Source organism: Mesorhizobium sp. P3_A9 (genome assembly GCF_056402975.1).
Genome location: NZ_JBFUGJ010000364.1, coordinates 1 through 5703 on the forward strand (window position 1 = coordinate 1; position 5703 = coordinate 5703).

Sequence of the window (5703 nt, forward strand, 5' to 3'; positions counted from 1 at the left end):
AGCCGCTGCCACCAAGAATGGACGAGCCGCCGATTACGACGGCGGCAATCGAGGGCAGCAGATAGTCGTCGCCCATGCGCAGCGTTGCGCCGTTTGCGTAGCCCGCCAGCATCATGCCGGCAAACCCGGATGCGGCTGCGCTCAGCATATAGGCGATCAGAACCGAACTGCGCACTGCAATGCCTGCGACATGTGCCGCGACCGGATTCGCACCAATGGCTGTCAGGCGGCGGCCGTAGGATGTTCGACCCTGCAACACCGAGCCGAAGATCGCGAAAGCCAGGATGAACAGGAGAATGACCGGGATGCCGATCCAACTCGCTTTCATCAGATCGGTCAGGATTGGGGGAGCCGCGCCGCGCGGTGTACCGCTCGTCAGCCCAAGTGCCGCGGAAGCGGTGATGATCCCGGTCGCCATGGTCATGATGAAGGGCGGGATACGCAGTAACGTCACTCCAAGGCCGCTGATCCCGCCAATGCAGGCGCAGATCAGCAAGATCGCCGGTATCAGCGGCAAGCTCATGCCGCTGGAGGCATCGATCCAGCTGGTCGTCAGCACGCCGCCAAGCGTTATGAGCGCCGGGACCGAAAGGTCGAGACCTCCGATCATGATGACGATCCCCTGGCCGAAGGCCACGACGATCAGGAAAGACGCCAGAAGGATTATGGTGTTGACGTGATCCCATGAACCGAGTGCCGGGCTGACGAAGCGTGAACCCAGCACCAGCAGGATACTGATACCGAACACGCAGACCGCCGTGATTGTCTCTGGCCGCAAGCGGGCGGTACGCCGATTGTCGGCGACACTTTCCGTCTGCCGTTGGGTCCGCGGGGTAGGGGCTACAGTCGCCCCGGGAGGGCGCGTTTCGGTCACGATGCACCTCTTCGTTCAACAAAATGCGTCACGACATTTCCAAACACCACCGCCAGCACGAGCACCACGCCCTGGAAAATGCCGGTGTAGAAGGACGACACGCCGCCGGCGAACAGCACTTTCTGCAGCAACATGAGCGTGCCGGCGCCGATGATGCTGGCGATGACACTGCCGCGCCCACCGCTCAGCGACGTGCCGCCGAGCGCCACGGCAGCGAAGGTCAGCATCAGGAAAGAGGCGCCCGCATTGGGATTGCCTGTCGCGGTTTGAGCGCTGAGCATGAAACCCGCGAGGCCGTAGAGCATGCCACCGATGACAAAGCTTAGAATTCGCACGCGTTTGACATTGATGCCGGACAGATGCGCGGCTGTCTCATCAGCTCCCACGACATAGAGGCCCGTGCCGAACGCCGTGCGTCGGCAAATCATCCAGAGGACGACAACGGCCGCAACGAAGAGCCCCGAGATCGGGATCACGCCGAAAAGCACGTCGGTCAGATCATAGGAGATGAAATCCGCGACCGTACCTCCCGGCGCGTCGAGGATCACCAATGAAAGGCCCTGGCAGATGATCATCGTCGCCAGCGTGGCAGCGATCGACTGGAGACGCAGCACAGCGACCAGGAAGCCGTTTATCAGGCCGACCACGCCCCCGATCGCCAGGCAGATGGCAAGGCTTTCGACCGCCCCCATCGGGCCGTCCAGCGGATAAGCCGCCATGATGACATTTGTCAGCGAGATGACGCCGGCGACGGAAAGGTCGAAGCCTCTGGACAAAACGATCAACGTTTGACCCGCCGCCGCGATCGCAAGGGGAACGGCATTGTTCGTCAGGTTGAGCACCGTGTCGGCGGTCAGCGCGGTCGGATCCCATATGGAGTACAGGCCATACAGGATGATGTAGAGAACGATGATGATGCCGGTGCCGCTGGCCAGTAAGGCTTTTGCCCTTGCAGACATTGACGGAGCGAGACGGTGAGGGGTGGCTGCTGCCTTGGTTGCAAGAATGCTCATGCCGCGACCTCGCGCTTTGATTTTGCGGGGTCTCGGGAATGACCGGTAAGGGCTGCGACCAACGCACGCTCTTCGATGGCTTCGCCGGTGAATTGCTCGAAAATACGTGCGCCGTAGAGCACCAGACAGCGGTCGGCCAGACGCGTCAGTTCCGTAAGTTCCGATGAATAGAGAAGCACCGATCCACCCTTGTCGGCGAAAGCCTGAATGGCCGCGTAGATAGCCTGCTTGGTGCCGACATCGACACCTCGTGTCGGATCGTAGAGAAGCAAAGTACGCGCGCCCGTAAACATCGCACGCGCGAGCAATGCCTTCTGCTGATTGCCCCCGGAGAGGTCGGCGATACGAAAATCGAGATAGCGCGCATTGAGTTCGACCCCTTCGGATGCCCGTGCGGCACTGTCCCGTTCCAGCGCGGGCCAGACAAAGCCGGTCCGGCTGATGTGCTGAATGACGGGAAGCACGATGTTTGCTGCCGTCGACAGCGTCGAGAATATGCCTTCCACCTTGCGTTCTTCGGGAAGGAAGCTCAGTCCGGCTGTGATGGCATGGCGCGGGCTCTTTGGTTGTACGGGTTTTCCTTCGACCAGGATTTGTCCCGACGTCGCTTTATCCAGGCCGACTAGGGTGCGGAAAAGTTCGCGCTGGCCTTGGCCTTCCAAGGCGGCGATGCCGACGATCTCGCCCTCTTTCACGTCGAATGTGACGCCCTTGAGCTTTGCGCCGGTGACATTCTTCAGTTCGAGCACGGAACGCGTCTCGTGAACGAGCGAGCGGGTGCGCCGTCCGTGCGCCATCTCGGTGCGGCCGACCATCAGCTCGAAAATATCGGCATCGCTGGCATCCGACAATCCGACGCTTGCCACAGAACGGCCGTTTCGCAGCACCGTTGCCTGCTTGCACAAGGTGCGCACCTCGGCCAGGCGGTGGGAAATATAGAGGACGGCGGTCCCGGCCGCGGTAATGTTGCGAACCAGATCGAACAGCCATTCGACATCGGTCAGCGCCGCTGTGGGTTCATCAAGGATAAGAACCTTTTCGGCATGGTGCATAGCGCGGGCGATCTCTAGGCGCTGCCTGTGGGCGAGCGACAGGCTGGCGATGCCGGCGATCGGCGAGACGTCGTCGAGACGATAGCGATGCAGGATTTCAGCTGCGGCTCGCGCTGTCTGGTAGGGAGAGACCAGACCGAACGCCCCGCGCTTCATGGCGGGCAGCAGCAGCGCTTCGGCAACGGTCAAGTTGGGCGCAAGGCTCAATTCCTGGAAAGCCGTGGCGACGCCTGCTTGTCGTGCATGCAGGATCGAATGCGGCGCATAGACCGCACCGTCGAGACGCATCTGACCGCTGTTTGGCGCAAGCACACCGCTGAGGATCTTGACCAGCGTGGATTTGCCGGCGCCGTTTTCGCCGAGCACCGCATGGACTTCGCCGGCCGCCAGATCCAGCGACACATTTTCCAATGCTGTCGTCGCACCGTAGGATTTGGTGACGGCAGCGGCCTGCAATCGTGGCGGCGACACACTCAACAGATTTCCTCCAAAACGTTCTCTTCCATCCCAAAACACGCTGTGAGAACGTTCTCTTTTTACTATTTCATCGAAACGCGCTGCGATCAACCGATCATCGCTGGTTAAATGGCGGAGCCACATATCCTCGAATTTTCATGCCTCGCTGCTGCTTTCATCGGCGGTTCAACGAGACGGCAATGATGATGATGGCTCCCTTGATGACCTCCTGGATGCTGGTCGAAAGACCGAGCACGAGAAGACCAAACCCAAGAATGCCTATGAAGATTGCGCCGACGACGGAACCGACGATTGATCCATAACCGCCAAAGAGACTTGTCCCGCCTATGATCACAGCCGCGATCACGTCCAGTTCGAGACCCGCTCCCAGGCTGGGATTGCCTGCCGTGGAGCGGGCCGCGAGCATCAGCCCCGCAAGGGATGCGGTCATGCCGGATAGTACAAAGGCGAAGATCTTGACGCCGTCCGTGCGCACACCGGAAAAGCGCGCGGCAACAGCATTTCCACCGGTCGCATAGACACGTCTGCCGTAGGGCATCTGATGCAGCAGGTAGTAGCCGGCGGCCGTAAGGACGATCGTCCACCAGATCGGTGCCTGCATGCCCAGAAAACTGCCGTTCCAGAACAGATTCGAAAAATCATCGTCGACGATCGACACTGGCCGGGTGCCGGTGATGGTCAGCGCCAGTCCGGAAAAGATAGACAACATCCCAAGCGTCACAAGAAACGATGGAATGCGCAGTTTCGTAACAAGCACGCCCGACACCGCGCCGATCGCGGCCCCGGCGCCCAACACCAGAAGTGCGGCGACATAGGTGGGGACATTTTGATCGAGCAGCAACGCTCCGATCATACCTGAAAAGCTGGCAACCGACCCGACCGACAGGTCGATTTCACCGCAGATGATGACGAACGTCATGCCGATCGCCATCACAGAGACGATGGCTGTGATGCGCAGAACGGCGCTTGCGGTTGAGACTGACGCGAAGTGGGGGGCGAACAAGACGAAATAGAGGGTGATCGCCAGGAAGATCACATAGGTGATGTGATCGCGGAAGAAATTCGTCGCACCTGCGCGCATCGGCATCGAAGACGGTTTCATGCTGCAACTCCCTTGGCGCGCACGCTGGTTTGTCTGGCGGCCTCGGCCTGCAGCAACGCGCGAAGCCCAGTCTCGTCGTGCGCGCTGCCGATGCTGCGCGTTATGCGCCCCTGCGCCATCACCAGAATGCGATCGGACAAATCCAGAAGTTCTTCGAGTTCCGAAGAAATGAGCAGCACGGYGACGCCCTCCCTGGCCGTGCGCCGCACAAGCTCGCGCATATCGCGCTTGGCATTGACGTCAACGCCGGAAGTTGGCTCATCGAGGATCAACAGCTTCGGCTTCATGGCCAGCCATTTTGCGAAGACAATCTTCTGCTGATTGCCGCCCGAGAGCTCCTGGGCTTTCTGTACGGGGCCGCGGCACAGGATATTGAGTTCGTCACGGTATTGTCTGAACAGAGCCGTTATCCGGGCCTTCGCCATCGGTCCAAAGGGACCCGCGAGCGAGAAATCGGAAAGGCGGGGAAGCGCGAGGTTCTCCTCGATTGAGCGCCCGCCAACAAGCCCTTCGAGCCGACGGTCTTCGGGAACAAGCGCGATACCAGCAGCGATGGCCCCGCTGACGCTGCCCGRCCGAACGGGTTCGCCTGCGACGGTGATGTGGCCGGATACGTCCGGAAGGATGCCGAACAAAGCCTTGCCCAAGGTCGAGCGGCCGCTGCCGACAAGCCCGGCAAGGCCGACGATCTCGCCTGGATCGATCGACAATGATACGCCGGACAGCTTGCGCGACGTGGCCAGATCGCGGACCTCAAGAGCGGGCGTCCCGACGGGCGTTGCCGGGTGGCGTTTCGCGGGCAATGCGGCGGTCGGCAAAGGCACTTGGCCCTTTGGCCGCGACATCATCGCGGCGATATCCTCGATGGATGTCTTACTCGGCTCGAGTGGGCCAACCAGGCGCCCATCCTTGATGATCGAGATGCGATCCGAAAGCCGCAGCACATCGGCCATGCGATGGCTGATGTAGACGATACCGATCCCGTTCTGCTTGAGCTGACCGATGGTGTGAAAAAGCGTTTCTTCCTCGTGGATGGTCAAAGATGACGTCGGCTCATCCATCACGAGCAGTTTGGCGCCCCGCGAGATCGCCTTGAGGATCTCGACCATCTGGCGTTGGGCGAAGGCCAGATCGCCCACGCGCGCGGAAGCATCAAGCGAGAAGTCGTACCGCTCGATCAGAGCC

5 protein-coding genes are annotated in these 5703 nt (G+C 60.7%); all 5 read right to left on the bottom strand.

All coding sequences use genetic code 11. The features are described from left to right. Positions 1-748, bottom strand: a 748-nt coding sequence (locus AC1DX0_RS29895) for an ABC transporter permease (protein ID WP_477358034.1), incomplete at its 3' end; no start/stop codon positions are given. A 122-nt stretch (positions 749-870) separates the two neighbouring features. Beyond that, positions 871-1887, bottom strand: a complete 1017-nt coding sequence (locus tag AC1DX0_RS29900; protein WP_477222600.1) for an ABC transporter permease — start codon at positions 1885-1887, stop codon at positions 871-873. Next, a complete protein-coding gene (locus AC1DX0_RS29905) occupies positions 1884-3506 on the bottom strand; it encodes a sugar ABC transporter ATP-binding protein (protein WP_477222599.1) in 1623 nt (540 codons plus the stop codon). The genes AC1DX0_RS29900 and AC1DX0_RS29905 overlap by 4 nt, the downstream gene beginning before the upstream one ends. A gap of 64 nt (positions 3507-3570) precedes the next feature. Beyond that, a complete protein-coding gene (locus AC1DX0_RS29910; RefSeq protein WP_477222598.1) occupies positions 3571-4518 on the bottom strand; it encodes an ABC transporter permease in 948 nt (315 codons plus the stop codon). Further along, the coding region (locus AC1DX0_RS29915; protein WP_477358037.1) for a sugar ABC transporter ATP-binding protein at positions 4515-5703 on the bottom strand (1189 nt) is incomplete at its 5' end. The genes AC1DX0_RS29910 and AC1DX0_RS29915, both read right to left, overlap by 4 nt.